Genomic DNA, 25543 nt, shown 5'->3' on the forward strand with positions numbered 1-25543 from the left:
ACGCGCGTCTGCCGCCCGCGCGGACAGGCCGCCGGGCAGCCTCCGAAGCCGGCCAGGCCCGCCCGTCCCGCGAAGCCCGCCGACAAGCCGGGCCCCGTGCCCCGGCCCGACGCGCCCCGGCCGGGGCACGGGGCCCGGCTTGTCGGCGGGCTGCGCGGGACGGGCGGGCCTGGCCGGCTTCGGAGGCTGCCCGGCGGGCTCCTCCCCGGCCGCACGCGCGTGTGCCGCCCGCGCGGACAGGCCGCCGGGCAGGGCGGTGAGCCCGCCGCGCGCGTGGGCTGCGGCGCCGGAGCGGGAGGCCGGGACGACCACCGTCCGCGCCGTGCACCCCGCGAAGCGGGCGCGCACGTCCCGCTCCACGAGCGAGCGGCAGCGGTCCAGCAGCGCCGCCGCCGCGGGGGTGCCGCGCAGGGCGCGCAGCGCCGCGAGGTCGTCCGGCTGGGGGCGGTACCCGGTGTCCAGGGCCTCCTCCAGCAGGGCCGCGTAGCCCGTGAGCGTGCCGGGGAGCGCGGCGCGGTAGCGGGCGAGGTCGGCCAGCAGGAAGGCCCTCCGGCGGGCGTCCTCGCGGGTCGCCTCGTCGACGGACTCGGCGAGCCGAAGGCAGTCCTGGACGTCCTCCGCCGAGGCGGGACTGGGGTTCAGGGCGAGGGCGAGGGCACGACGGAGCACACGCAGCTCCTCAGCGCCGAACGCCATGCCGCCGCGGGTTCCGTGGGGCGTGGGCATGCGGCGACGATACGCGCTAATCAGACAAAAGAGGCCCGCGTGGGGCGCGTGGCGCGGGGGACCACCCGCGTGGGGGGATCTTGAACGGGGGTCGCCTTCCGGGTCCGGGGGTACGGGTCGGTGTGGCGGCTGCGGATGGGTGGGGCCGGTCGCGCAGTTCCCCACGCCTCTGAGGGCATGGGTTTGCGGCCCGGCCTTCATCGGAAGAGCACGGGGCCGCAGGCCCCCGCTCTTGCAGGGGCGCGGGGAACTGCGCGAGAAACCACGACGGAGCCGCGGCCGCCAACGCCCCCGGCCCCGAGCTACACGGCGCCCTCAAAGACGCGACACGTTCCGCTCGTACACCAGCCGCAGCCCGATCAGCGTCAACCACGGCTCGTGCTCGTCGATCACCGAGGACTCGCCCAGCACCATCGGCGCCAACCCACCCGTGGCGATCACCGTCACCTCTTCGGGGTCGTCCGCCAGCTCGCGGACCATGCGGCTCACCACGCCGTCGACCTGCCCGGCGAACCCGTAGACGATGCCCGCCTGCATCGCCTCGACCGTGTTCTTGCCGATCACGCTGCGTGGCCGGGCGACCTCGATCTTGCGGAGCTGCGCGCCCTTGACGCCGAGCGCGTCGACGGAGATCTCGATGCCGGGGGCGATGACGCCGCCGACGTACTCGCCGCGCGCGCTGACCGCGTCGAACGTCGTCGCCGTACCGAAGTCGACGACGATCGCGGGACCGCCGTACAGCTCGACCGCGGCGACCGCGTTGATGATGCGGTCGGCGCCGACCTCCTTGGGGTTGTCGGTGAGGATCGGCACGCCGGTCTTCACGCCGGGCTCGACGAGGACGGCCGGGACGTCCCCGTAGTAGCGCCGGGTCACCTCGCGCAGTTCGTGCAGCACCGAGGGGACCGTCGCGCAGATCGCGATGCCGTCGATGCCGTCGCCGAGTTCCTCGCCGAGGAGCGGGTGCATGCCCATGAGTCCCTGGAGGAGGACGGCGAGTTCGTCGGCGGTGCGGCGCGAGTCCGTGGAGATGCGCCAGTGTTCGACGATGTCCTCGCCGTCGAACAGTCCGAGGACGGTGTGGGTGTTGCCCACGTCGATCGTCAGCAGCATGACCGGTCCCCGTCCCTACTCGGCCGCGCGCAGGTCGAGGCCGATGTCCAGGATCGGGGACGAGTGGGTCAGGGCCCCGACGGCCAGGAAGTCGACGCCGGTGTCCGCGTACGCCCTGGCGCCCGTGAGGGTGAGGCGGCCGGAGGCCTCCAGCAGCGCGCGGCCGGCGACGAGGGCGACGGCCTCCTCGCACTCCAGGGGCGTGAAGTTGTCCAGGAGGATCAGGTCGGCGCCCGCGTCGACGACCTCGCGGAGCTGGTGGAGGGTGTCGACCTCGACCTCGATGGGCACCTCGGGGAACATCTCGCGGACGGCCTTGAAGGCCTGCGCGACCCCGCCGGCGGCGACCACGTGGTTGTCCTTGACGAGGGCCGCGTCGGACAGCGACATGCGGTGGTTGACGCCGCCGCCGCAGCGGACGGCGAACTTCTCCAGGGAGCGCAGCCCCGGCGTCGTCTTCCGGGTGTCGCGGACCTTGGCCTTGGTGCCCTCCAGGGCGTCCGCCCACGCGCGCGTGGCGGTCGCGATGCCGGAGAGGCGGCACAGGAGGTTCAGGGCGCTGCGTTCGGCGGTGAGGAGGTCGCGGGTGGCGCCGGTGACGCTGAGGAGCTTCTGCCCGGCCTCCACGCGGTCACCGTCGTCGACGTGGCGCTCGACCTCGAACTCGTCGGAGCAGGCCACCGACAGGACCGCCTCGGCGACCCTGAGGCCCGCCACGACGCCGCCCTCGCGGGCGGTGAAGTCGGCGGTGGCACGCGCGTCCTCGGGGATCGTGGCGACGGTGGTGACGTCGACGCCGTGGTCGAGGTCCTCCTGGATGGCGACGTTGGCGATGTCCTCGACCTCGACGGGGTCGAGTCCGGCGTCGGCCAGAAGCTGGGCGAGCGCGGGGTCGAGCCCGCACTCCAGGTACTCCTCGCCCGTGAGGCCGTCGTCGGCGCCGCACGCGCAGCCGTCGCCGCAGCCGCCTGCGGAGGCGAGGGGAAGTTCGGGGGTGCTCACGTCTGTCACTGCTCCTGGTGATGCATGGGGGCGCCCCCTGCTCGAGCGCCGCCGAGAGCTTGGGGGAGGGTCGGGGGGAAGTCTGCGGTATCCGTGGTGTGTAGAGCGAGCGTGCGGTCCGGGTGGAGCCGTACGACGATGTGGCGGCGCCAGTCGGTGTCGTCGCGGTCGGCGTGGTCCTCGCGCCAGTGGCAGCCGCGGGTCTCCTCGCGCAGCCGGGCGGCGGCGACCAGGACGCGGGCCACGCACAGCAGGTTGGTGGTCTCCCAGGTGTCGACGCCGGGCTCGGCCGTCTTGCCGTTCTCGGCGAGCGCGTCACGGGCCTCCGCGTGCAGCCGGTCCAGGGCCTCGGCGGCGGTCGCCAGGGAGGCCTCGGAGCGCAGGACGCCGGCGCCCTCGGTCATGATCCGCTGGATCGCGAACCGTGTCTCCGGGGCGAGCAGCGGGTGCGCGGGCTGCTCCGCGTACGGGACGGGCTGGGGCACGCGCGCGTGGAGGCCGTTCTCGGCGTGGGCCGCGGCGATGTCGGCGACGATGCGCTCGGCGTAGACCAGGCCCTCCAGGAGGGAGTTCGAGGCGAGCCGGTTGGCGCCGTGGACGCCGGTGCAGGCGACCTCGCCGCAGGCGTACAGGCCGGGAACGGTCGTCCGGCCGTGGGAGTCGGTGCGGACGCCGCCGGAGGCGTAGTGGGCGGCCGGGGCGACCGGGATGGGCTCGGTGACGGGGTCGAGGCCATTGGCGCGGCAGGCGGCGAGGATCGTGGGGAAGCGGTGCTCCCACATGTCGGCGCCGAAGTGGCGGGCGTCCAGGTACATGTGCTCGGCGCCCTGCTCCTGCATCCGGCGCATGATGCCCTTGGCGACGATGTCGCGGGGCGCGAGTTCGGCCAGCTCGTGCTGTCCGAGCATGAAACGGGTGCCGCCGGCGTCGACCAGGTGGGCGCCCTCGCCGCGCACGGCCTCGGACACCAGCGGCTGCTGGCCCTCCGCGTCCGCGCCGAGGAACAGCACGGTGGGGTGGAACTGCACGAATTCGAGGTCGGAGACCTCGGCGCCCGCGCGCAGGGCGAGGGCCACGCCGTCGCCGGTGGACACCGACGGGTTGGTGGTGGCGGAGAAGACCTGGCCCATGCCGCCGGTGGCGAGGACCACGGCGGGGGCGTGGACGGCTCCCACGCCGTCGTGCTGGCCCTCCCCCATGACGTGCAGGGTGACACCGGCGGTGCGGCCCTCGGCGTCCGTCAGGAGGTCCAGGACGAGCGCGTTCTCGACCGTGCGCAGGCCACGCGCGCGTACCGCCTCGACGAGGGCCCGGGAGATCTCCGCGCCGGTGGCGTCGCCGCCCGCGTGGGCGATGCGGCGGCGGTGGTGGCCGCCCTCGCGGGTCAGCTCCAGGCCGCCTTCCTCGGACTCGTCGAAGTGGGCGCCGGTCGCGATGAGGCGGCGCACGGCGTCGGGGCCCTCGGTGACGAGGAGGCGTACGGCGTCCTCGTCGCACAGGCCGGCGCCCGCGACGAGGGTGTCGTCCAGGTGCTGTTCGGGGGTGTCGCCCTCGCCGAGGGCGGCGGCGATGCCGCCCTGGGCCCAGCGGGTGGAGCCGTCGTCGAGGCGGGCCTTGGTGACGACGACCGTGGCCAGGCCGGCGGCCTCGCAACGCAACGCGGCGGTGAGGCCGGCGACGCCGGAGCCGACGACGACGACGTCGGCGGAGATGGACCAGCCCGGTGCGGGGGCAGGCAGGTGGGGGCGAGCGCGAAGCGCTCCCGGTCGAGGGCGGTGGTGGGCGACGGGCGGGCGTATGCCTGTGCTGCTCACGAGGCGGCTCCGAAGGTCAGCGGGATGTTGTCGATCAACCGGGTCGTCCCCACCCGGGCCGCGACGGCGAGGACGGCTTCGCCGGTGAAGTCGTCGGGGATGTCGGTGAAGTCGGACGGGTCCACCAGGGCCAGGTAGTCCAGTTCCAGCGGTGGCTTCATGCGCAGGGCCTCGTCGAGGACCAGCCGGGCGGCGGCGCGTACGGCGGCGGGGCCGCCGGGCGCGGCCTTGGCCATGGCATGGGCGTCGGCGGCCGCGCGGGACTCGCCGAGCGCGCTGAGGGCCTCGGCACGCGCACGCGTGGCGGGCACTTCCCGGGCACGCGCGCGGAGCGCCTCCTGCGCGGCGTGCCGGTCCCGGCCCGCGAACAGGGCCTGGGAGAGGGCGAGGGCGGTGCGGCGTTCCTGGGCGGACAGGTAGCGGTTGCGGCTGGAGAGGGCCAGCCCGTCGGGTTCGCGGACGGTGGGGACGGCGACGACGTCCACGCCGAAGTTGAGGTCCTGGACCATGCGGCGGATCAGGGCGAGCTGCTGGGCGTCCTTCTGGCCGTAGAGCGCCACGTCGGGGCGGGTCAGGTGGAGCAGCTTGGCGACGACGGTGAGCATGCCGTCGAAATGGCCGGGGCGGGAGGCGCCCTCCCAGCGTTCCCCCATGGGGCCGGCGGTGACGCGGACCTGGGGTTCGCCGCCCGGGTAGACCTCGTCGACGGCAGGGGCGAACACGACGTCGGCACCGGACTGTTCGGCGAGCTTGACGTCGGCGTCCAGGGTGCGCGGATACCGGTCGAGGTCCTCGCCCGCGCCGAACTGGAGGGGGTTCACGAAGACGGTGACGACGACCTCGCCCTCGGCGCCGGCGATCTCGCGGGCGGTGCGGACCAGCGTGGCGTGGCCCTCGTGCAGGGCGCCCATGGTCATCACGACGGCGCGGCGGCCCGCACGCGTGCGTGCGTGCAGTTCGTCGGCGGTGCGCAGCACGGTGGTGGTCATCCGGCGTTCCCTTCGGTCCCGGTGGTCCCGCCCGCTCCGTTCGCGAGTACCCCGAGGAGGTCCTCGGCGAGCTCCGGCTTGAGCAGGCCGTGGGCGAGGGCCCGGTCGGCGGTGGCGCGGGCCATCGCCAGATACCCGGCCACGGTGGCGGGGGCGTGCGCGCGCAGCTCGGCGATGTGCGCGGCGACCGTGCCCGCGTCGCCGCGCGCGACGGGGCCGGTGAGGGCCGCGTCCCCGGACCGCAGGGCGTTGTCCAGGGCGGCGCCGAGGAGCGGGCCGAGCATGCGGTCGGGGGCCGTGACGCCGGCCGTGCGCAGCAGTTCCATGGACTGGGCGACCAGGGTGACCAGGTGGTTGGCGCCGAGGGCGAGGGCAGCGTGGTAGAGCGGGCGGTTCGCCTCGACGATCCACTCGGGCTCCCCGCCCATCTCGATCACCAGCGCCTCGGCGGCCAGCCGCAGCTCCTCGGGCGCCGTGACCCCGAAGGAGCACCCGGCGAGCCGCTGCACGTCCACGGCGGTCCCGGTGAACGTCATCGCGGGGTGCAGCGCGAGGGGCAGCGCACCGGCCCGCAGCGCCGGGTCCAGCACCTTCGCGCCGTACCGTCCGGAGGTGTGCACCAGCAGTTGCCCGGGCCGGACGGAACCGGTGTCGGCGAGGCCCTCCACGAGGCCCGGCAGGGCGTCGTCGGGGACGGTCAGCAGGACCAGGTCGGCGTGGCGCAGGACGTCGGCCGGGGGCATCAGCGGCACGTCGGGCAGCAGCTCGGCGGCGCGTCGCCGGGAGGCGTCGGAGACGCCCGACACGGCCACCGGGCGGTGTCCCGCGAGCTTCAGCGACGCGGCCAGCGCCGGGCCGACCCGGCCGGCGCCCACGACGCCGACGGTGAGCCGCGCGGGGCGGTCCTTCGGCTCTGGTTGCTGGAATGTACTCACTCGCGGTGGCCTTCCCGTTCCAGTCCGCTCCGGGTACCGGACGATTTCTCGTCATGTTAACGCGATTGGTTCGAGGGTCGATCGGTTGTCCACAGGCTGTGGGTTTCCGCACGGTATGCCCGCAGGTCATGGCGGTGTGAAAATCCGTGTGCCCGACGGGCGGAGCGCGGGATGATCCAGGGATGACGGACGCGGCGGAGAACGAGACGGCACACGCGCACGGCGGGGCGGACTCCATGGAGGGGCCCGTGGCGGGCGAAGAGGACGAGGCGGGCGCGGCAGGCGAGGAGTCCGGCGCGGCAGGCGGCGAGTCCGTGGCAGCGTCGCGGTACCGGCGCCGCCGGATCGCGCACCGCGCGGCGGACCGCGTGCTGTCGCGGTCGGGTGCCCTGGGGACGGTCCGGGAGCGACTGGCCGTGCTGGAGGCGGCCGGGGACGTGTACGACCTGGACGAGTCGGCGGACATCTACGGCAACGGGGTCGTCGAGGCCCTGGAGGAGCGGACGGCCGCACTGCTCGGCATGGAGGCCGCAGCCTTCTTCCCGACCGGCACGATGGCCCAGCAGGTGGCCCTGCGCTGCTGGGCGGGCCGGACCGGGAACCCGGCCGTCGCCCTGCACGCGCTGTCCCACCCCGAGGTGCACGAACGGAACGCGCTCAGCCAGCTCAGCGGGCTGCGCCCGGTCCGGCTGACGAGCGAGGCCCGGCAGCCGACCGCCGACGAGGTCAGCGGTCTGGCCGAGCCTTTCGGGACGCTCATGCTCGAACTGCCCCTCAGGGACGCCGGCTTCGTGCTGCCCTCCTGGGAGGAGCTGACGGCGCTCACCGAGGCGGCACGCGAACGCGACGCGGTGGTCCACTTCGACGGGGCCCGTCTGTGGGAGTCCGCCACGCACTTCGGCCGCCCCGTGGACGAGATCGCGGCCCTCGCCGACAGCGTCTACGTCTCGTACTACAAGTCCCTCGACGCCTACGGCGGTGCCGCGATCGCCGGTCCCAGGACGCTGGTCGACGATCTGAGGACCTGGCGGCACCGGTACGGCGGCAACGTCTTCCAGCAGTTCCCGACCGCCCTGTCGGCCCTCGTGGGGCTGGCGCGGGAGCTGCCCCGGCTGCCGGATTACGTCCGTCACGCGCGCGTGGTGGCCGCCGCGCTGCGCGAGGGCTTCGCCGAGGCGGGGGTGCCGTGGGCGCGGGTGCACCCGGAGGTTCCGCACACCCAGGAGTTCCAGGTGTGGCTCCCGTACGACGTCGACGTCGTCGCGGAGGCGGCGGTCCGGCAGGGCGAGGAGACGAAGACGCTGCTGTTCGCCCGCGCCTGGGACAGGGGCGGGCCGGGACTGGCCGTCACCGAGGTGGCGGTGGGGGCCGCGGGCCTGGAGTGGACGGAGCAGGACGTACGGCGGGCGGCGGCGGACTTCGTCGAGCGGGTGGGGACGGTGCTCGGGGCCTGAGGGTGAGGCCAGTGCTCAGGCCTCAGCGGGTGGGGACGGTGCTCAGCTCATGAGCGGGTGCGGACGGTGCTCGGGCCATGAGCGGGTGCGGACGGTGCTCGGGCGTAGCCGGTCAGGGCCCTGCTCGCTCGGGCGGCCCGCGCCGGGGGCGTTGTCAGTGGTCGGGTGCACCATGTGGTCATGAGCGTGCGCATCGACATCACCGGGCTGCGGCCGGAGCGGGTGGCCTTCGTCCCCTCTCCCCTGGCCGAGCTCGGCATGGCGCTGCACGTGCTGGCCGAGCCGGGGCACCATCCGGGGTCACAGGGCTGGGTGACGGGGGTGACCGCCCGGCTCCATCCGCATCTCGCCGACCGGATGTGCGAGGCGGACTTCCTCTGGCGTACGACGTTCTCGGACCTGTTCATGCCGTTCGCCGGCGTCCCCGGCCGGGACACGCTCCCCGGCGGGACGCTCGCCGAGGAGCTGGACCTGCTCGACAAGCTGACGGACGACCAGTTCGTGGACGCGGGAGTCGAGTTCGTCTGCACACCCGGTTACGACTCGCGGAAGCGGGACGTGCTGTCCGACCCGGAGACCCGCCGGATCGCCCTGGAGCTGGCCGCCGCGCGGGGGCCGCGGCAGGTGCGGTTCGCGCAGCGGCTGCTGGCGGACCCGCCGGCCGTGCGGGCCTGGCTGCGGCAGTTCCTGGAGGACTGCGACGAGGCGTTCTTCGCCGAGACGTGGTCCCGGCTGCGCCACACCCTCGCCGGGGATGCCCGCCACAAGACGGAGCTGCTGCGGCACAAGGGCCTGGCCGAGGCGCTGGGAGCCGTGTCCCCGTCGATCGCCCACGACGAGGCGGCGGCCCGGATCACCGTGGACAAGCTGGTCGAGAGCCGGACGGCCACGGAGGACGGGGGGCTCCTCCTGGTGCCGACCAGTCTGGGCCGGCCCCACCTCACCGTCCTGCACCGGTTCGGCTGGCAGCCGGTCCTCCAGTACCCGGTCGGTGCCGCCGAGCCCGCCGCGCCACCGTCGGTCGAGCAGCTCGCCCTGCGCATGACCGCCCTGTCGCACCCCGTCCGGATGCGCCTGTGCCGCAACCTCGCCCGCAGCGCGTACACCACGGGCGAGCTGGCGCAGATGCTGGGCATGACGGCACCGGAGATATCCCGGCATCTCGCCGTCCTGAAGAAGGCGGACCTCCTGACGACCCGTCGCCGCGGCCGGTACGTCCTGCACCAGCTGGACGTGGCGGTGGTGGCCCGTCTCGGCAGCGACTTCCTGGAAGGGGTCCTGCGGTAGACGGGATGATCCAGGGGGTGCTGTGCGGGACTTTCACAACACCCCCTGGCCGAACAGGTGGGCGACCCGCGCCGGGCCCCGCCTCCGGCAACCGCGACCGAGGAGAGCAGGCGCACCATGCGATGGACCGTTCACGGCGAGCACACGCTGCACGACACCCCCTGGGTGCGGCTGAGATCGCTGGACGTGACCCAGCCGGACGGCACCCGCGGCGACTACCACGTCGTGAGACTGCGCGATGTCGCCGTGACGGCGGCCGTGGACGACCGGCGCGTGCTGATGATGTGGCGGCACCGCTTCGTCACCGACACCTGGGCCTGGGAGCTGCCCATGGGGCTTGTCGAGGACGGCGAGAGCCCGGAGGCAGCGGCCGCCCGCGAGTTGGAGGAGGAGACGGGATGGCGTCCGGGCACGGTGCGGGAGCTGATCCACGCGCAGCCGGCGGCCGGGATCACGGACTCACGGCACTTCGTGTTCCGTACCGACGACGCCCGGCACATCGGTGAGCCCACGGAGCGCAACGAGTCGGACGAGCTGGCCTGGATTCCGCTGGCCGACGTCCCCGGCATGATCGGCCGACGCGAGATCGTCAGCAGCGCCACACTCGTGGGCGTCATGGCGCTCCTGCTGGAGGAGGCGACGACCTGAACGACCCCGGCCGGGAACCTGCCGGGGCCGGACCGCGGTTGACCCCGGCCCTGCGGGGCCGGATCCCGGCCGACCTCGCCCTGCGGGCCGGTCTCAGCCCTGCTGGCTGCCGAACTGCCGTGTGCCCGCGGCGATCCGGCGCTTCAGCTCCAGCGCGGCGGTGATGTCCTGGCGGGTGAACCGGGTGGGGTCCTTCGCGTACATCTCCTGTCCGAGCCGCGAGGTGAACCTGTCCTCGGGGACGCGGTCGGCGTGCTCCGGAAGGAACTTGGCGACCTCCTCCAGCGCGGCGATCGCATACGCGGTGGCCGCTCCGATCGCCCGGTGGTCGGCGAGCGGCGCGCTCAGCAGCCGCAGCCCGGACTCGGTCGACACCTGGTCGGCGACCCACAGGAACTCGCCGGGGTCGAGGATGCGCGAGGGCTCGGCGCCGCCGAACGCGGGCGGCTCCTGCGGCCGGTCGTCGGACAGCGTGAACTCGAACACGCGGGTCGTCCCGCACGCGGCGCAGACCCCCTCGTAGACGCTGACGAGTGCCCCGTCCCGCTCCTCCAGCCGGTGCTGCCGGTCGAACCCTGCCGCCCCGCACGCACAGGCACGCAGGTCCATGTACAGGTGCGCTTCTTGAGCCGAACGGGCGATCAACATGCCATCATCCTACGTGAGTCATGGCGCTGATCAGGGGGGATGCAGTGGAAACGGGTGCGGAGCGGCGGCTGCTCGCTGAGGCCGAGGCCGCGTTGCCCGCGGTGCTGCGGGACATACGCCCCGGCCTGTCGACCGGTGTGTCCGCGGTCGAGCAGGACGGCCGGCGCTTCTTCGAGCTCGGCACCACGGCCGGCGACAGAATCGAACTACGCCTGGACACGGCGGCCCTGCCGCAACCGCTGCTGGCGCGCACCTTCACCAACACCACGACCGACCGGTACGTCGTGCAGCTCGCCGACACCCTGCGCCCGGAGCTGGCCGGGCAGGTGCTCTCCCGTGAGGTCGGGGAGCTGCTGGCGGTGCGGGACCGGGCCACCGTCGGCGCACGGGTGCCCCTGGACAGTCTGCTGGCCCCCGGCGCGACGCTGCCGGCGCATCCGGAGCTGTCCGACGCGGACCGGGGCCGGGCCGAGGAGTTCAACTACCTGGCGGCCCGCATGAACGACGCGGACCTGGGCGCGGCGGAGCGCCTCGACGCCCGTCACCGGTTCTCGGAGCTGGTCGACGAGTCGGGGCTGCGGCCCAGGTCGCCGGCCACGGACGCGAGTCACGCGATCGAGCTGTACGCGGCCGACATCCGCCAGGACGTCGTACGGCCCCTGCTGCGGGCGGGGGCGCGCGAGGCCATGGCGGAACTCGCGCAGCCGGTGGAGCGGCTGGGCTCCGCCGACGCCCGCGCGGTCGTCGAGGCGCGGGCGGCGCGGGCCGCCGAGGGGGCTGCCCCGGTGGTTCCGCCGGGATTCACCATGCCGGGTCTGCGGCCCGACGGCTCGCCCGTGCCGCGGGCGGAACTGGACCGGGCAGCGGCGGAGGCAGCCGAGCGGCGTACGTCGCTCAGCGGCCGCACGCTGGAGGAGCTGCGCGCCCGGCAGGCGGCCCTGCCCGAGGGCAGGCACCCGCAGTACGAGCTCATGATCGGAGGGGGCGCGGCCCTCGCGGCGCGCTCCCCGGACATGCTGCTCGTGGACGCGAGGGGACGCTGGCACGTCGACCCCATCGAGGCGATCGTCCAATCCGCCGACCAGGTACGGCATCTGCGGCAGAGCGGCATGGGCGACCCGTACCAGTTCGCCGACCCGCGGCAGCGCGTGCCGCTGCCCGCGCTGCAGCTCTGGGAGGACACCGCCGCCGTCCGCGGTCCGCTCGTCGACGGGCGGGCGGAGCTCCGTGTCGGCGCCGAGGGCCGGCTCCTCGCCGAGATCAGCCCGGCGGACGGATCCGACCCGGTGACGGTGGAGGTCAAGGGTTCCCCGCTCATCGCGACCGGTATCCCACCGGAGATCGTGCCGGGGGCCGACCGGCAGGTGCCGACCGTGCCCGAGGCGACCGAGCACCTGGCCGACGGCCTCGCCGCTCTCGGCGCCCCGGAGGCGACCGCGGCCCGCGACCGGCTGCTCTCCCTGCCCGAGGGCCAGGACCGGGCCGCCGCCTCCCTCGCGGTGCTCGCCGACGCGGGAGTCACCGGAGGCCTCGCGGCGGCCGGAGACCCCCGGGTGGCCGGGGCGATGGAGACCCTGCGGGCGACGGCCGCGTGGGAGGAGGCCCGTGCCGCGGCGCCCGGACGCGTCCTGATGGGCGACGAGGTGGGCGACGGTGACTACGACCCCTCCGTCGCCAGGGACTGGGTCATCGCCGGAGTCGGCGGCGCCGCCATCGCCAACGCCGAGATCATCCTGCAGGCCCGCCCCGACAGCCGGGTCTTCATGGTGGGCAAGGACGCGCCGTTCGTGCTGCACAACGACGCCCAGTACACGGCGCTGCGCGCCAAGCACGACGCCGAGTACGGCGGCGACGGCCGCCTCGTGACGTTCTCCGGCCGGTATCTCGGGGCGGTCGGCACGGTGACCGCCCCGGACGGCCGGGTCCGTCTCGCGGCGCTGGACAGTTCGGGCAGGTCGCTCGGGGTGGAGGGCGACGCCTATGTGGCGTGCCTGGGGCGGGTCTCCCGTCTGCCGCACTCCGTGGACTCCGTCGAGTCGTGGGCACGGTCGGCGGGTGGGGAGGTCCGCGGGGAGCTGCGCTTCGACAAGGACCGCCAGTACCTCGGCTACCGCCTCGAGTTCGAGGCGCACGGGCAGCGCCACGCGTGCGATGTGACGGGGGCCGCCTCGCGCATGCTTCCCACCCATGTCTTCGGCCGCGAGGACACGGCACGGCTCGCGGTCCTCAACGACAAGACCACTCCGCCGGAGAGCGGCAATGTCGCCGCCGGTTTCATGGCGACCGCCCTCCAGGGCAGCCACCTGGCCCGGCACACCGCCGCCGAGCGCGAACAGCGGCAGGGGCCGCCCTCGACCGGAGGGACGAACGGGACGGCCGGGGCGACTGTGACGGCCGGGGCGACTGGGGCGGCCGGCCCGGGCGATGCCCAGCGTGCCGTCGGCGCGGCGGCCCGCTCCCGCTCGACCCCCCGGACGGCACCGGGCCAGAACCGACCCGCGGCCCCCGGCCCTGCCGTGCCACCGCCGCACCTGCGCAACCGTCCGGGGCCGGAGCCCGGTCGTGGACGGGGGCCGGGCGCCTGACGAACGCCGGGGGCCGCCCCGGTGGGCCGTCCGCAGGGGGCGGCAGCAGCCCCCCTCGGTCGAACGGCATGTGCCGTACGCCGAGGGGGGCCTGGCGCAGGCGGGTGCGCAAAGGCCGTCGGTGTTCGGTCAGCCGTGGCCGCCGGCCCGCACCAGCCCCGTCTCGTAGGCGAGGACGACGACCTGGACGCGGTCGCGCAGGCCCAGCTTGGTGAGGATGCGGCCGACGTGGGTCTTGACCGTGGCCTCGGACAGGACGAGACGGGCGGCGATCTCACCATTGGACAGGCCCTGCGCGACGAGGATCATCACCTCGCGCTCGCGGTCGGTGAGCCGTTCCAGCTCCTTGTGCTCGGGATCGGCGGCACCCGGCAGCATCGGCGCGAACCGGTCGAGCAGCCGCCGGGTGGTGGAGGGCGCCACGACGGCGTCGCCGCTGTGCACGGACCGGATCGCGGCCAGCAGCTCACCGGGCGGCACGTCCTTGAGCATGAAGCCGGAGGCGCCCGCCTTCAGCCCGGAGAACGCGTACTCGTCGAGGTCGAAGGTGGTCAGGATGAGCACCTTCGGCGGGTTCGGCTCGGCGCAGATCCGGCGGGTCGCCTCGACGCCGTCCAGCTTCGGCATCCGGACGTCCATGAGGACCACGTCCACGTCCGTCGACCGCACCACCTGGAGGGCCTCGACGCCGTCGCCCGCCTCGGCCACGACCTCCATGTCCGGCTGGGCCGCCAGCACCATCCGGAACCCGGTGCGCAGCAGCACCTGGTCGTCGACGAGCATTACGCGGATCGCCATCGGGGTCCTCTTCCGTGTCCGTGGGGTGTCGTCCGGTGCCGTCCGTGACAGGTGTCAGCCGGTGGCACGGCCATGTCAGTGTGCGGGCTTGAGCGGCAGGAGGGCGCTGATACGGAAGCCGCCACCGGGCCGGGGACCCGCGTCGAGCGTGCCGCCGACCATACCGACGCGCTCACGCATCCCGATCAGCCCGTGCCCCTGACCGTCGACGCCGCCCTCCTCGTACAGCTCGTGCGGGGCGCCCTTGCCGTCGTCCTCGACGAGCAGACCGAGCCCGTCGTCGAAGTACACCAGCCGGACGCTCGCACCCGCGTTCGGGCCGCCGTGCTTGCGGGTGTTGGTCAGCGCCTCCTGGACGATGCGGTACGCCGTCAGTTCCACACCGCTGGGCAGCGGGCGCGGGGTGCCCTCGATCTTGAAGTCGACGGGCAGACCCGCGGTACGGCACTGCTCCACAAGGTCGTCGATCTGCTCGACGTCCGGCTGCGGCACGTACTCGCCGACCTCCTGGTGCTCGCCGGTGCGCAGGACGCCCAGCAGGCGGCGCATCTCGGCGAGGGCCTGGCGGCCGGTGGAGGAGATGGTCTCCAGGGCCTTCTTCGCCTGGTCGGGGGCGGCGTCAAGGACGTAGGCGGCGCCGTCGGCCTGGACGACCATCACCGACACGTTGTGCGCGACGACGTCGTGCAGCTCCCGGGCGATCCGGGCGCGCTCGGCGGCGACCGCGACCTTGGCCTGCGCCTCGCGCTCCTTCTCCAGGCGGGCGGCGCGCTCCTCCAGCTGAGCGAAGTACGCCCGGCGGGTGCGCAGCGAGTCGCCGAGCACCCAGGCGAGGGCGAACGGCACCGTCAGGATGATCGCGAGCACGGCGTTGCCCAGCATCCCCGTCTGCGCGTCGTTCCACCGCATCTGCGCCAGCGGCGCCGCGCACAGCCCACCGGCCAGGGCGAACCGGGAGGCCCAGCGGGCGCCGTCCGCCGCGACCGTGTAGATGACCACCAGCATCGCGAAGTCGGCCGGGATCATGGGCACGTCGAAGATCAACTGTGCGAGGCCCGCGAGGGCGGCCAGCACCAGCATCCTCTCCGGCATACGCCGGCGCAGGGCGACCGACAGGCACAGGGCCAGGGTGATCGGCACGAAGGCGGTGTCGGTCACCCCCACCGTGTAGTCGGAGTGGATCGGGCCGCCCAGCACGGACATCCCGAGCAGGACGAAGGCCCAGAAGGCGTCGACCCAAGTCGGGTGCCTGCGGAGGAAGTCATAGAGGCGCTGCACGTAACCCAGCGTAGGGAAGCGCGCGGCACAGCGGGGTCAACCGGAGGATCGATCCATGACAGGGCCAAGTACTCCCCAAGGTGGAGGCGGCATAACCTCAGGCGGCGAGGGATCACCAGGACTTCGGGAGGGTGGCGTGGTTGACGACCGCGGGTCGGCGGAGGCCGGCCGCTCCGCCGCGCCGGATCCGCACGGGTCACGGCCGCCCGCCCCCGGCGGGCCGGGCCCCTGGCTGCCATGGCGTGCCGCCACCGAGGAGGCCCTCTACGGGGCCCACGGCTTCTACCGGCGTCCGGAGGGGCCCGCCGGGCACTTCCGGACCTCCGTGCACGCGTCCGCGCTCTACGCGGGCGCCGTGGCGCGGCTGCTGTGCCGGGCCGACAAGACGCTGGGGCACCCCCTCGAACTGGGGTTCGTGGACATGGGCGCGGGGCGCGGCGAGCTGAGCGCCGGGGTTCTGGCGGCGCTCCCCTCGGAGGTGGCGGCCCGCACGCGCGCGTACGCCGTCGAGATCGCCGACCGGCCGGACGGCCTCGATCACCGCATCGAGTGGTGCGCGGAGCCGCCGGAGCGGATCACCGGGCTGCTGTTCGCCAACGAGTGGCTGGACAACGTGCCGGTGGACGTCGTGGAGGTGGACGCGGCGGGCACGCCCCGGCTGGTCCTCGTCCGCGCGGACGGCCGGGAACGGCTCGGGGGGCCGGTCGGCGGCGAGGAGGCGGCCTGGCTGGAGCGATGGTGGCCCCTGGCCGGGGAGGAGGGACTGCGGGCCGAGATCGGGCTGCCCCGGGACCGTGCCTGGGCCACGGCTGTCGCGGGCGTCGAACGAGGGCTGGCGGTCGCCGTCGACTACGCGCACCTCGCGGACGCCCGGCCGCCCTTCGGGACGCTCACCGGTTTCCGGGAGGGCCGGGAGACGGCGCCCGTACCGGACGGCTCCCGCGACATCACCGCCCACGTCGCCCTGGACGCCTGCGCGCTGCCGGGCGCGCGGCTGCTGACCCAGCGGGACGCGCTGCGGGCCCTCGGCGTCACCGCCGGGCGCCCGCCGCTGTCCCTGGCGACGACGGACCCCACCGCCTACGTGCGCGCCCTCGCGGGCGCCGGCGAGGCCGCCGAACTCACCGCACCGGGCGGCCTCGGCGATTTCTGCTGGCTGGTCCAGCCGGTGGGAATCCCCCACCAGATCCCCCACCCGCTCGGGGAGGGCGGGTGCGAGGGCGAGGGCGAGGGCGAGGGCGAGAACGACACGGAGCACGGCAGGGAGTAACCGCTACGCCCTCGTGTCGATGTACTCGCCGATGCGCTCGCCGACGTACTCGTCGACCCACTCGCCGATGCACTCGCCGACCTACTTGTCGATGTCCCCCACCACGAAGAACATCGAGCCGAGGATCGCCACCATGTCGGCCACCAGGGTCCCCGGCAGCAGCTCGGTGAGGGCCTGGATGTTGTTGTAGGACGCCGAGCGCAGCTTCAGCCGGTACGGCGTCTTCTCGCCCTTGCTGACGAGGTAGTAGCCGTTGATGCCGAGGGGGTTCTCGGTCCAGGCGTAGGTGTGGCCCTCGGGCGCCTTGAGGACCTTGGGCAGGCGCTGGTTGATCGGCCCGGGCGGCAGCTCTGCGAGCCGGTCCAGGCAGGCGTCGGCGAGGGCGAGGGAGACATGGGTCTGCTCCAGCAGGCACTCGAAGCGGGCGAGGCAGTCGCCCTCGTCGCGGGTGACGACCTTGAGGACGTCCTGGAGCTCCCCGTACGCCAGGTACGGCTCGTCGCGCCGCAGGTCGAAGTCGACACCGGACGCGCGGGCGATGGGCCCGCTCACCCCGTACGCGTGCACGGCCTCCTTGGACAGCACGCCCACGTCCCGCGTGCGGCCCCGGAAGATCTCGTTGCCGAGGACGAGGTCGTCGAAGACGCCCATGCGGGAGCGGACGTCGGCGACGGCGGCACGCGCGCGTGCGGTCCAGCCGGCCGGGAGGTCCTCCTTGAGGCCGCCGACGCGGTTGAACATGTAGTGCATGCGTCCGCCGGAGATCTCCTCCATGACGTTCTGGAGCTCCTCGCGTTCCCGGAACGCGTAGAACACCGCGGTGATGCCGCCGAGCTCCAGCGGGTACGAGCCGAGGAACATCAGATGGTTCAGGACCCGGTTCAGCTCGGCGAGGAGCGTACGCATCCAGACCGCCCGCTCCGGAACCTCCATGCCGAGCATGCGTTCGACGCCGAGGACGACGCCCAGCTCGTTCGAGAAGGCGGAGAGCCAGTCGTGGCGGTTGGCGAGCATGATGATCTGGCGGTAGTCGCGCGCCTCGAACAGCTTCTCCGCGCCACGGTGCATATAGCCGATCACCGGCTCCGCGTGCGTGATGCGCTCGCCGTCGAGGACGAGCCGCAGGCGCAGCACACCGTGCGTGGACGGGTGCTGCGGTCCGATGTTCAGCACCATGTCCGTGCTCTCGGCGGCGCCGCCGATACCGACCGTCGTCTGTCTGGTCTCCGTCGGAGGAGTCATGGACACAGTCTGTCGTACGTACGCTGGCGGAATGGAGACGGGGACCGTGGAGGACGGCGCCGAGCGGGCGCAGGGTGAGCCGGTGTGGACGGGACTGCCGCGCGGGCTGCTTCGGATGAGACGACTGCTGCTGGTGGTGTGGCTGGGCCCGATCGCCATCGGTACGGGCGTGCTGCTGGGCTGGCTGGCGGGGCCCGGCTGGGCGGCGTTCGCGCTGCTGCCGCTGGGCCTGCTGCTGTGGGGCTGGCCGATGCTGGGGCGCAACTGGCGCTCCTGGCGGTACGCCGAACGAGCCGACGACCTGCTGATCAGCCGGGGGGTGCTGTGGCGTGAGGAGACCGTCGTGCCGTACGGGCGCATGCAGTTGGTCGAGGTGACGTCCGGGCCGGTGGAACGGCACTTCGGGCTGGCGAGCGTGCAGCTCCACACGGCCGCGGCCGCCACCGACGCCCGCATCCCCGGCCTCGACCCGGAGGAGGCGGAACGCCTCCGTGACCGGCTGACCCAGCTGGGCGAGGCCCGATCGGCGGGGCTGTGACCGTGCCGATCCCGGGCGCCGACGACGCCATGAGCACCACGAGGAACACGACACCGGAACCGCGGACGGCGGCCGAGCAGGGGACGGCGGCGGAACAGGGGACGGCGGCCGAGCAGGGGACGGCGGCGGAACAGCGGACAGCGGCGGAACATCAGGCGGCTGCGGAGGATCGGGGCGCGGCGGACCCGCGATCGGCTGCCGAGGACCTGCCGGCCGCCGCTGCCGAGCAGCGGGTCGACCTGGACGGGGAGATCTCCGGCGGGCCGGTGGCCGTCGTGGAGCAGCGGCTGCATCCCGTGACGCCGTTGCGGCGGGCCTGGGCGCCGGTGGCGGTGGTCATCGGCTGGGCGGTGCACGATCCCGACGGGGCACAGCGGCAGCTCACCCGGCTGGACCCGTCCACCCTCCTGATCGGGCTGGCCGTGCTGGTGCCGGCAGCCGCCCTGTACGGCTTCCTGACCTGGTGGTTCACCCACTTCGCGGTGACCGAGAGCGAACTGCGCATCCGTACCGGCCTGCTGTTCCGCCGGACCGCGCACATCCGTCTCGAACGCATCCAGGCCGTCGACCTCACCCGCCCCCTGCTGGCCCGGATCGCGGGCGTCGCGAAGCTCAGACTCGATGTCGTCGGGACCGACAAGAAGGACGAGCTGGCGTACCTCGGCGAGGGCACCGCCCGCGCACTGCGCGCCGAACTCCTCGCCCGCGCCGCCGGGTTCGCCCCCGACACCGCGCAGGACGTGGGCGAGGCGCCGGAACGGCAGCTGCTGAAGGTCCCGCCGGGCGTCCTGGCCGTCTCCCTGGTGCTCACCGGCGCCACCTGGGGGACCCTGCTGGCGGCGGTTGTCGTGCCCTCGGTGCTGTGGATCGCCACGGAGAGCCTGTGGACGGTCCTCGCGACCGCGCTGCCGCTGCTCGGCGCGGCCGGGGCGAGCAGTGTGGGCCGGTTCGTCGGCGAGTACGACTGGACGGTGGGCGAGTCCCCGGACGGCCTCCGCATCGACCACGGGCTCCTCGACCGCACCCATGAGACGGTGCCGCCCGGCCGTGTGCAGACCGTACGCATCGTGGAACCGCTGCTGTGGCGGCGGCGCGGATGGGTACGGGTCGAGCTGGACGTGGCCGGGTCCTCCAACTCCGTGCTCATCCCGGTCGCCCCGCGCGAGGTCGCCGAGTCGGTGATCGCCCGGGTGCTGCCGGGGGCGCACGTGCCGGACACGGCGGCGCTCGCACGGCCGCCGGCACGGGCGCGGTGGTGCGTGCCGCTGTGGTGGAAGGGGTACGGGCTCGCCGTCACCGACACGGTGTTCGCCGCCCGGCAAGGGCTGCTCCGCAGACAGCTGGCCCTGGTGCCGCACGCCAAGGTCCAGAGCGTACGACTGGCGCAGGGGCCCTGGGAGCGGTTCAAGCACGTCGCCGACGTCCATGTCGACACCGGCGCGAACAAGACGGTGACCGCCCGCCTCCGCGACGCCACCGAGGCGGCCGCGCTCCTGCACGCCCAGGCCGAACGCTCCCGAACGGGACGCCGGGAGGCGCTGCCGGACAGGTGGATGGCGTAGGACTCCGGGACGGACCACCAACGCCGGGAACACCGAGGCCGCCCGACGCGTGGCGTGGGCGGCCTCGGGATTTCGGCCGGTATTGACCGATGTCGACCGGTGTGACCAGGCAGTGTTGGACCCGGTGGCGTCAGGACGCCGCCGTCCGCAACCCCTGGAGGTCGATCTGCTCCGTCTCGTCGTGGGCCGTGAGGTCGATGACCTGGCCGATCCCGCGGGCCGCCTCGTCCATGCGCTTGAACTGCGCCTCGGACTCGGCCTTGTGCAGCGCGAGCGCCTCCTGCCCGACCACGTCGGCGAGGTCCTCGTTCTGCACGGCCTCGATCACGTCCGCCTCCTTCTGCGTACCGAAGAAGTCGAACCCGCCCTCGACGGCCGTCCGCCGCTGCGGCGCCGCCGGGACGACGGCGACGGCGGTCGGCACCGTGAAGTGACCGGCCGGCCGCACCGCGGGCAGCGCGGGCAGCACGGGCTCCGGCGACGACTCCGACTGGGCGGGAACCGGTGCGGCCGGAACGGGAGCCGCCGCCGGTACGGGCTGGGCGGCCGCGTGCTCATGCTCGTCGACCGCCCCGGGCTTCCCCGCCGGATCGTCCTCCTCGGCGGTCACGACCGGAACCCGCTCCGCCGCGTCACCCTCAGCGGAACGTCCCTGCCGGGTACCACCGCCGTTCGGCCCGTCCGGATCGTCCTCCGGCGAACCGCCCTTGCCGGAACCGTCCTTCACGGACAGCGCCCGAACGGGCTCGCCCACGGACACGCCACCGGACGCACGCTCATCGCCCGAGCCGCCGGATTCCCCTGGCTCCCCCGGCTGCCCGGCCTCGACGGACTCGACGGACTCGACGACAGCCTCAGCGCGAGCCGCGGCCTGGTCCGCGTCCTCGGCCTCCCGCCGGCCCTGTGCCTCGGCACCGTCCGCCTCGGCCTCCGCCACGCCGTCACCTTCGCCGCCGGCCTCAGTCTCAGCCGCGACTTCGTCGGCGTCGGCGTCGGCGTCGGCGTCGGCCACATCGGAACCGCTCTCCGCCCCAGCCGACACGCCGTCCTCGGCCCGGTCCTGGCCCTCGGTCCCGTCCTGGTCCTCGGCCTCCGCCGCCACAGCCACGACCCCGGTGTCCGCCACGACCCCGGCGTCCGCCTCGGCCCCGGCGACATCCGCGCCCGGGACCCGCCCCGCGCCCTTCGCCACACCCCGCTGGGTGATGATCCGCTCCAGCGCCGAGTTCGCCCGCAGCCACAGCGCGGAGCCGGCCGGGGAGAACACCCCGGCCGCAGGCTTCCCGCCGTCGCCCGCCACGTCCTCAGCGCTCTCGACGCCCGCCGCGCCCGCCACGTCCTCGACGTCGTCGAAGTCGTCGACGTCATCGCCGTCGCCCTCGGCATCCGCTCCGGCCCCGCGCGCCCCCCAGGGAGCGCCCGCCGCGGGAATCCCCTGCGGCGACACCGGCGAAGCCTGCGCGGCGGCACGGCCCCGAGCCGCACCCACGATCCCGGACGCGGCCCCCTCACCGGCCGTACCGGACGAGGCCCCCGCACCCGCCGCGGCGGACGCGTCCCCCGTGCTCTCCGCGTCCTCGCCACCGGCCGTCAGTTCCCGCGCGCCCTCCGGGGCGGTCGTCTCGATCTCCAGCAGGCGGCGGCCCTCCAGGGCGCTGGCCCGCTCGGTCTCGGCGGTGGCGTACCGGCGCAACAGCGCGGCGTGTTCGTTGCGGAGGTTCGCCAACTCGGCCCGCTTGGCGCGCAGCTTGTGCTCCAGCTTGGTGCGCAGCTCGCGGGACTCCTCGAGGTCCGTCTCCAGTTCCGCGACCCGCTCCTCGTGGCGCCATTCGTCGCTCGCCCGCGCGCGCGTGAGGTCGGCGACGCGCTTGCCCGCCTCGACGTCCCAGCGGCGCATGACCGCGGCGCCCACGGCCGCGGTGGCCGCGGCGAGCGCCGCGAGGACCCGGAGCACCGCCGGCCCGGAGAACACCCAGGGCCCGAGGGCGCAGACGAGCGAGACGCCTGCGATCGCCGTGGGGGGCAGCAGCCTGTGCAGAGGCGGTGAATGGCGGTGACGTCCACGTGGCATGGCCAGAAACTTACCGCGCGTAGGCGAATCATGGTGCCCCGGGCCGTAAAAACTCAGCCGCCCCTCTCACCTCTCACAAGCCCTCACAAGCTCCCTCACCACCGGGGCACCATTGCGCTCACCGGCGGCTCCTCTACTCGATCAACTCCCGTCATTCCAGATACGCCTTGGCCACATCACGCTCATTCGCCACCCGCGCAATTCCACGGATTCCACCGATCCCAGGGATCCCACCCATCCCAGCGATCCCACAGAATTGCCGACCGGCCCGGACCCCGCCCCTCACCGGTCCCTCACCGGTCACTGAGCCGTCCGCTGATCCACTGCAGGGTCGCCGGAATCTCCCGCCGCCAGGTGTTGAAGTTGTGCCCACCGCTGTCGAGGATGACCGACGAGATCCGCGTCGGCTGCTTCTCCTCGGCCAACGCGATGAAGTCCAGCGTGGCCTTGTAGTTGACCTCTCCCTGTTTGCTGCTGGTGACGAGAAGGGAGGTGTCGGGCGCCGGCCGGTGCTTGAGGTACCAGAACAGATCGGCCTCGTTCCGCAGCGTCTTGTTCCCCCGGAAGAGATCACCGGTGGTCGGGTCGATCGGCGCCTTGTAGTACGGCGAGAGTCCCGCGCCGGCGGCGTACGTCCCCGGGTGATGGACGGCGAGTTTCAGCGCGCAGTACCCGCCGGTCGAGTCGCCGATGACGCCCCAACTGCCTGGCTTCCTGCCGACCCTGTAGTGGTGGCCGACCGCGTCCGGCAGGTCCCGCGCGAAGAACGTCTCGGCCTGCGGGCCGCCCGGGACGTCCACGCACTCGGTGTCGCGCGGCGGCGCCACGGTCGGGCGCATCATGACCAGGATCATCGGCTGCGCCTTGCCCTCGCGGGCCAGTGTGTGGGCGGTCTGCGGGAAGCGCAGGCCCTTGATGAGCGCCTCGGCGGTGCCCGGGTAGCCGGTGAGGACGACGGCCGCCGGGAAACTGCGGGTGCGGTACCGGGGCTGGAAGTACTCCGGCGGCAGATAGACGTACGCAGGGCTGGCGATCCGTGAGGTACGGCCGACGATCTCGACCTTCTGGATCTGCCCGCCGACCTCGGGCCGCCCGCCGCCCGTCACGTTCACCGGCCGGGTGTCGAGGACCCGCAACGGGCCCCCGGTCTCGGCGTCGTCGTGGTCGACGACCACACCCTGCGCGGTGTCCCGGCCGAAGAGGTCGGCCCAGCTGGCGTAGAACCCGAAGGCCTGGTTCGCGGTCAGGCCGACCGCCGCGAAGACGGCGACCTGCGTGGCCAGCAGCACCCCGATCCGTCCGCACACGGGCCGCCAGCCCCGCCGTGCCAGCCTCGGCCACAGCCACACCGTGCCGACGAACAGCAGCACGGCGGACGTCACCGCCAGCACCAGCACCTTGTTGCTCGTAAGACCCATCGGGTTGTCCCCCGCCGTTCTTTCTTTCCCTGTCTTTCCCTGCCCTTTGGTTCAGCTTTCCGATGGAGAGTGAACCGACGTGGCCGAGCCGACGTCCTAGAGGGCGCAATGTCGCCGGATGCCGGAAAGGCACCGGGTCCAAGATCTCTCGCGGAACTACGGGATGCGATGTCTGTCAGGACAGATGGGGAAATGTCGGGTGGGGTTCCGGTCCGTTCGGGCCGGAACCCGCTGAGCGCCGCTCGGCGCGCACGCGACCTGCTGCGCGGGCCGCGCCCCGAGGCGGTGCCCGCGCTGGTCACCAGGGCCTGCACGCTCGTCGGACTCGTGGACATCGCCGCCGGCGTGTTCCCCCGGTTCCGGCACAGCCGTATGCACGCGCTGGCGGAGGTGCTGCCGGGCGCCCTCGGCCCGTTCGCCGCGGCGATGTCGCTGAGCGCGGGGGTCCTCCTGCTGCTCCTCGCCCACGGACTGCGGCGGCGCAAGCGCCGGGCCTGGCGCGCGGCCGTCGTGCTCCTGCCGGCCGGGGCCATCGCGCAGTTCACCTACCGGCACTCGATCGTCGGCGTCCTCATCTCCCTGGCGCTGCTCGTCCCGCTGCTGCGCCACCGCGACGAGTTCCGCGCCCTGCCCGACCCCACCAGCCGCTGGCGGGCACTCGCCAACTTCATGCTGATGGGCACCGGTTCGATCCTCCTCGGCCTGCTCGTCGTCAGCGCGCACGCCCAGCACATGGTGGGCGACCCGAGCCTCGCCGACCGGCTCGAGCACGTCATCTACGGCCTCTTCGGCTTCGAGGGACCGATCGTCTACGCCGGCAACACCTCCTGGACGGTCGCCTACTCGCTCGGCGCCCTCGGCCTGCTGACCGCCATCACCACCATCTACCTCGCCTTCCGCCCCGAGCACCCGGCGGCCCGTCTCACCTCCGACGACGAGTCCCGGTTGCGCGCCCTGCTGACCCGGCACGGCGGCCGTGACTCCCTCGGCCACTTCGCGCTCCGCCGCGACAAGGCGGTCGTGTTCTCACCGAGCGGCAAGGCGGCGGTGACCTACCGGGTCGTCTCCGGCGTGATGCTCGCCAGCGGCGACCCGATCGGCGACGTCGAGGCCTGGCCCGGCGCCATCGAACGCTTCATGGACGAGGCCAAGGCCCATTCCTGGACCCCCGCCGTCATGGGCTGCTCCGAGACCGGCGCCGAGGTGTGGACCCGCGAGACCGGCCTCGACGCCCTCGAACTGGGCGACGAGGCGGTGGTGGACGTCGCGGATTTCTCCCTCGCCGGACGCGCGATGCGCAACGTGCGTCAAATGGTGAAGCGCATCGAGCGCCTGGGTTACGAAACCCGCGTACGGCGCGTCCGTGACCTGGGGGCGGCCGAGCTGGACCGCATCCGCCGCGCCGCCGAGGACTGGCGGGGCACCGACACCGAGCGCGGCTTCTCCATGGCCCTCGGCCGCATCGGCGACCCGGACGACGGCGACTGCCTGATCGCCACCGCACACAAGGGCGACGAGACTCCCGGCCCCTACGGCGACCTGAAGGCCGTACTCCACTTCGTGCCCTGGGGCCCCGACGGCGCCTCCCTCGACCTGATGCGCCGCGACCGCTCCGCCGACCCCGGCATGAACGAACTCCTCATCGTCGCGGCCCTCGAAGCGGCCCCCCGTCTGGGCGTCCAGCGTGTCTCCCTGAACTTCGCGATGTTCCGCGCCGCCCTGGCCCGCGGCGAGAAGATCGGCGCCGGCCCCGTCCTGCGCGCCTGGCGCGGCCTGCTCGTCTTCCTCTCCCGCTGGTTCCAGATCGAGTCGCTGTACAAGTTCAACGCCAAGTTCCGCCCACGCTGGGAGCCCCGCTTCGTCGTCTACGCCACCTCGCGCGACCTGCCCCGCATCGGCCTGGCCGCCATGCAGGCCGAGGGCTTCGTCAGCCTCGCCCTCCCCCGCGTCCTGCGCCGGCCTCGACCACGACCTCAACGAAAGAACCGCCCAGACGGCCTGACCCACCCCCGAACAGCCTGAGCGAGAGCCCCCACTACCCCGTGCCAGGGGCTCTCGCTCAGGTCGTCACGGCATCGAGGGGTCAGGCGGCCCGCGCCGCGCCCCCGTTGGTGTCGTCGTCCTCCGGGAGCTTGCACACGCGCTCCAGGAAGAAGGCGGCCACT

Annotated in this window: 20 protein-coding genes and 1 pseudogene; 8 read left to right on the top strand and 13 right to left on the bottom strand. The window is 73.7% G+C overall.

Features of this window, described 5'->3' with window-relative positions:
* From AOK15_RS04905 to AOK15_RS04930, 6 genes are all read right to left on the bottom strand, one after another.
* Window positions 1-696 (bottom strand): hypothetical protein (locus AOK15_RS04905; RefSeq protein WP_240508306.1); only part of this gene is annotated, 696 nt, incomplete at its 3' end.
* Window positions 697-1041: 345 nt separating this feature from the next.
* On the bottom strand, window positions 1042-1839 hold the full coding sequence (locus AOK15_RS04910) for a type III pantothenate kinase (protein WP_055513136.1): 798 nt from the start codon (window positions 1837-1839) through the stop codon (window positions 1042-1044).
* 15 nt (window positions 1840-1854) lie between these two features.
* Window positions 1855-2841 (bottom strand): carboxylating nicotinate-nucleotide diphosphorylase, encoded by a 987-nt coding sequence (gene nadC, locus AOK15_RS04915; RefSeq protein WP_055513138.1) that lies wholly within the window; start codon window positions 2839-2841, stop codon window positions 1855-1857.
* Between the two features lie 5 nt (window positions 2842-2846).
* Window positions 2847-4640 carry an L-aspartate oxidase gene (locus AOK15_RS04920; protein ID WP_420876856.1) on the bottom strand — a complete coding sequence of 598 codons (1794 nt, stop codon included), beginning with the start codon at window positions 4638-4640 and terminating at the stop codon, window positions 2847-2849.
* Between the two features lie 11 nt (window positions 4641-4651).
* The gene (gene panC, locus AOK15_RS04925) at window positions 4652-5644 is read right to left on the bottom strand and encodes a pantoate--beta-alanine ligase (RefSeq protein ID WP_055513140.1); all 993 of its coding nucleotides are present in this window, start codon (window positions 5642-5644) and stop codon (window positions 4652-4654) included.
* Window positions 5641-6579 (bottom strand): Rossmann-like and DUF2520 domain-containing protein, encoded by a 939-nt coding sequence (locus tag AOK15_RS04930; protein WP_055513142.1) that lies wholly within the window; start codon window positions 6577-6579, stop codon window positions 5641-5643. The genes panC and AOK15_RS04930 overlap by 4 nt, the downstream gene beginning before the upstream one ends.
* Window positions 6580-6761: 182 nt before the next feature.
* On the opposite strand from AOK15_RS04930, the gene AOK15_RS04935 reads away from it, so the two are divergent.
* The 3 genes from AOK15_RS04935 to AOK15_RS04945 all read left to right on the top strand — a co-directional run bounded on the left by AOK15_RS04935 (window position 6762) and on the right by AOK15_RS04945 (window position 9968).
* Window positions 6762-8033 (top strand): threonine aldolase family protein, encoded by a 1272-nt coding sequence (locus AOK15_RS04935; protein ID WP_205632075.1) that lies wholly within the window; start codon window positions 6762-6764, stop codon window positions 8031-8033.
* Between the two features lie 180 nt (window positions 8034-8213).
* Window positions 8214-9320, top strand: coding sequence for a DUF5937 family protein (locus AOK15_RS04940; RefSeq protein WP_055513169.1), 1107 nt, complete (start codon window positions 8214-8216; stop codon window positions 9318-9320).
* A 117-nt stretch (window positions 9321-9437) separates the two neighbouring features.
* A complete protein-coding gene (locus AOK15_RS04945) occupies window positions 9438-9968 on the top strand; it encodes an NUDIX hydrolase (protein WP_055513144.1) in 531 nt (176 codons plus the stop codon).
* Window positions 9969-10061: 93 nt separating this feature from the next.
* Here AOK15_RS04945 and AOK15_RS04950 read toward each other — a convergent pair whose 3' ends face one another.
* Window positions 10062-10616 (bottom strand): hypothetical protein, encoded by a 555-nt coding sequence (locus AOK15_RS04950; protein ID WP_055513146.1) that lies wholly within the window; start codon window positions 10614-10616, stop codon window positions 10062-10064.
* 20 nt (window positions 10617-10636) lie between these two features.
* On the opposite strand from AOK15_RS04950, the gene AOK15_RS04955 reads away from it, so the two are divergent.
* Window positions 10637-13201: a hypothetical protein gene (locus AOK15_RS04955; RefSeq protein ID WP_157870157.1), complete on the top strand. Its 2565-nt coding sequence runs from the start codon at window positions 10637-10639 to the stop codon at window positions 13199-13201.
* Between the two features lie 129 nt (window positions 13202-13330).
* Here AOK15_RS04955 and AOK15_RS04960 read toward each other — a convergent pair whose 3' ends face one another.
* Window positions 13331-13999: a response regulator gene (locus tag AOK15_RS04960; RefSeq protein ID WP_055513150.1), complete on the bottom strand. Its 669-nt coding sequence runs from the start codon at window positions 13997-13999 to the stop codon at window positions 13331-13333.
* Window positions 14000-14074: 75 nt separating this feature from the next.
* Window positions 14075-15277 carry a sensor histidine kinase gene (locus AOK15_RS04965; RefSeq protein WP_055513152.1) on the bottom strand — a complete coding sequence of 401 codons (1203 nt, stop codon included), beginning with the start codon at window positions 15275-15277 and terminating at the stop codon, window positions 14075-14077.
* Window positions 15278-15413: 136 nt separating this feature from the next.
* Here AOK15_RS04965 and AOK15_RS04970 point away from each other — a divergent pair, with 136 nt between their 5' ends.
* A complete protein-coding gene (locus AOK15_RS04970) occupies window positions 15414-16547 on the top strand; it encodes an SAM-dependent methyltransferase (protein ID WP_240508305.1) in 1134 nt (377 codons plus the stop codon).
* Window positions 16548-16628: 81 nt separating this feature from the next.
* Here AOK15_RS04970 and AOK15_RS04975 read toward each other — a convergent pair whose 3' ends face one another.
* The gene (locus tag AOK15_RS04975; RefSeq protein WP_055513154.1) at window positions 16629-17789 is read right to left on the bottom strand and encodes an NADH-quinone oxidoreductase subunit D; all 1161 of its coding nucleotides are present in this window, start codon (window positions 17787-17789) and stop codon (window positions 16629-16631) included.
* 31 nt (window positions 17790-17820) lie between these two features.
* Between AOK15_RS04975 and AOK15_RS04980 the strand changes: the two genes are divergently transcribed.
* Both AOK15_RS04980 and AOK15_RS04985 read left to right on the top strand, forming a co-directional pair.
* Window positions 17821-18327, top strand: coding sequence for a PH domain-containing protein (locus tag AOK15_RS04980; RefSeq protein WP_055513156.1), 507 nt, complete (start codon window positions 17821-17823; stop codon window positions 18325-18327).
* A 29-nt stretch (window positions 18328-18356) separates the two neighbouring features.
* Window positions 18357-19889, top strand: a complete 1533-nt coding sequence (locus tag AOK15_RS04985) for a PH domain-containing protein (protein WP_240508307.1) — start codon at window positions 18357-18359, stop codon at window positions 19887-19889.
* A 130-nt stretch (window positions 19890-20019) separates the two neighbouring features.
* On the opposite strand, the gene AOK15_RS45535 is transcribed toward AOK15_RS04985, so the two are convergent.
* A complete protein-coding gene (locus AOK15_RS45535) occupies window positions 20020-21960 on the bottom strand; it encodes a hypothetical protein (RefSeq protein WP_205632076.1) in 1941 nt (646 codons plus the stop codon).
* Between the two features lie 293 nt (window positions 21961-22253).
* Window positions 22254-23378, bottom strand: a complete 1125-nt coding sequence (locus AOK15_RS04995) for an alpha/beta hydrolase (protein ID WP_055513160.1) — start codon at window positions 23376-23378, stop codon at window positions 22254-22256.
* A gap of 192 nt (window positions 23379-23570) precedes the next feature.
* Here AOK15_RS04995 and AOK15_RS05000 point away from each other — a divergent pair, with 192 nt between their 5' ends.
* Window positions 23571-25400, top strand: coding sequence for a phosphatidylglycerol lysyltransferase domain-containing protein (locus tag AOK15_RS05000; protein WP_055513162.1), 1830 nt, complete (start codon window positions 23571-23573; stop codon window positions 25398-25400).
* A gap of 61 nt (window positions 25401-25461) precedes the next feature.
* Here the strand turns inward: AOK15_RS05000 and AOK15_RS46530 are convergent.
* Window positions 25462-25543, bottom strand: a pseudogene (locus AOK15_RS46530) (DUF3180 domain-containing protein); the annotation flags it as partial.

Origin of the sequence: Streptomyces ossamyceticus (genome assembly GCF_001418475.1) — a bacterium.
Lineage (GTDB): Bacteria > Actinomycetota > Actinomycetes > Streptomycetales > Streptomycetaceae > Streptomyces > Streptomyces ossamyceticus.

What these genes read in the sequence shown, in the direction of transcription:
- AOK15_RS04910 (WP_055513136.1), bottom strand. Translation starts at nt 1,839, where the DNA reads ATGCTGCTGACGATCGACGTGGGCAACACCCACACCGTCCTCGGACTG.
- panC (WP_055513140.1), bottom strand. Translation starts at nt 5,644, where the DNA reads ATGACCACCACCGTGCTGCGCACCGCCGACGAACTGCACGCACGCACG.
- AOK15_RS04935 (WP_205632075.1), top strand. Translation starts at nt 6,762, where the DNA reads ATGACGGACGCGGCGGAGAACGAGACGGCACACGCGCACGGCGGGGCG.
- AOK15_RS04940 (WP_055513169.1), top strand. Translation starts at nt 8,214, where the DNA reads ATGAGCGTGCGCATCGACATCACCGGGCTGCGGCCGGAGCGGGTGGCC.
- AOK15_RS04945 (WP_055513144.1), top strand. Translation starts at nt 9,438, where the DNA reads ATGCGATGGACCGTTCACGGCGAGCACACGCTGCACGACACCCCCTGG.
- AOK15_RS04950 (WP_055513146.1), bottom strand. Translation starts at nt 10,616, where the DNA reads ATGTTGATCGCCCGTTCGGCTCAAGAAGCGCACCTGTACATGGACCTG.
- AOK15_RS04955 (WP_157870157.1), top strand. Translation starts at nt 10,637, where the DNA reads ATGGCGCTGATCAGGGGGGATGCAGTGGAAACGGGTGCGGAGCGGCGG.
- AOK15_RS04960 (WP_055513150.1), bottom strand. Translation starts at nt 13,999, where the DNA reads ATGGCGATCCGCGTAATGCTCGTCGACGACCAGGTGCTGCTGCGCACC.
- AOK15_RS04975 (WP_055513154.1), bottom strand. Translation starts at nt 17,789, where the DNA reads ATGACTCCTCCGACGGAGACCAGACAGACGACGGTCGGTATCGGCGGC.
- AOK15_RS04980 (WP_055513156.1), top strand. Translation starts at nt 17,821, where the DNA reads ATGGAGACGGGGACCGTGGAGGACGGCGCCGAGCGGGCGCAGGGTGAG.
- AOK15_RS04985 (WP_240508307.1), top strand. Translation starts at nt 18,357, where the DNA reads ATGAGCACCACGAGGAACACGACACCGGAACCGCGGACGGCGGCCGAG.
- AOK15_RS45535 (WP_205632076.1), bottom strand. Translation starts at nt 21,960, where the DNA reads ATGCCACGTGGACGTCACCGCCATTCACCGCCTCTGCACAGGCTGCTG.
- AOK15_RS04995 (WP_055513160.1), bottom strand. Translation starts at nt 23,378, where the DNA reads ATGGGTCTTACGAGCAACAAGGTGCTGGTGCTGGCGGTGACGTCCGCC.
- AOK15_RS05000 (WP_055513162.1), top strand. Translation starts at nt 23,571, where the DNA reads ATGTCGGGTGGGGTTCCGGTCCGTTCGGGCCGGAACCCGCTGAGCGCC.